Origin of the sequence: Flavobacterium palustre (assembly GCF_014639535.1) — a bacterium.
GTDB classification, from domain to species: Bacteria; Bacteroidota; Bacteroidia; order Flavobacteriales; family Flavobacteriaceae; genus Flavobacterium; species Flavobacterium palustre.
This window is the reverse complement of the sequence record NZ_BMGA01000023.1, coordinates 1-1,075: the sequence shown is the minus strand read 5'-3', so window position 1 is coordinate 1,075 and position 1,075 is coordinate 1. Positions and strand designations below refer to the sequence as shown.

Sequence of the window (1,075 nt, the reverse complement as noted above, 5' to 3'; positions counted from 1 at the left end):
ATGCCATAAATACATGAGTAGCTGACGCCTTTATTCTTATGCATATAAAATACATTTTCTTACAATGTAAAGCTAATACTCTCCGTCCCATAAGTCATCAAGGGACTTGTATGGTCCAGTAGCCGTAACCAACTCTTCTCGAGGCATCATTTTGCGCTGTGGAATTTGATTGATCTTCTCAAGGTCCTCTTCAGTTAGTTCCCAGTCGAACACCTGCATGTTCTGCTTTAACCTCTCCTTGTTGTAGCTCTTCACTGCAAGAGTTGCCCCTACCTGATAAACCCATCTAATACAAACCTGCGCAACAGTCTTTCCATGAGCCTCGGCTATCTCATTCAGCACTTTGCTTTCGAGAACATGATTGGTGCCCCAACTGGTTCCTATGGCACCCAATGGGGAGAAGGCAGTCACAACTATACCACTGGCCTTGCAGAAGTCTCTGAGCTTCTTCTGTTGCCAAAATGGACTCATCTCAACTTGATTGACTGACGGAGGAATAGTAGCAAAGGAGAGCAAATTCTGAGTCTTTTTGGTAGAGAAATTGCTGATTCCAATGGATTTGGTGAGGCCAAGTCTCTGAGCTTCCTCCATGTCTGCCCACACACCCTTGAAGTCCATCGGCATTTGGTCCTTCTCCTCTAGTGCGTGACTCAACTTCCCAGGCTTGGCACTGATGGGCCAGTGTATCAGATACAAATCAAGGTACTCCAACTCAAGATTCTGAAGCGATTTCTTGAGAGCAGGAATAACCAGGTTGGGGTGACCATCATTAGGCCAAAGCTTGGAAGTGATGAAGAGCTCGTCACGAGAAGCCACGAGGCCGAGTTTGAGCGCTTGGGCAATGGCTACTCCTAGAGTCTGCTCGGAGCCGTAAATGGAAGCAGTGTCGAAGTGTCGGTAACCAAGCTTGATGGCCTCAAGAACAGCTTCTATCAAAACCTCCGGTTGTAAATTGTTGGATGCTGTGCCGAATCCAAGCACAGGCATGGTTCTGCGGCCGTTGGAGGATTCAAGAACCACTTCTGGGATTTGGGTTGCTGTCATTTTGCTTGGTTTTGCTGAAGTTGGGTTCTTT

At 47.0% G+C, this 1,075-nt stretch carries 1 protein-coding gene; it reads right to left on the bottom strand.

Annotation, left to right across the window (positions count from 1 at the left end):
• Positions 1 to 72 precede the first annotated feature (72 nt).
• Positions 73 to 1,075: aldo/keto reductase (locus IEV84_RS16670; protein ID WP_229732723.1), on the bottom strand; the 1,003-nt coding region annotated here is incomplete at its 5' end.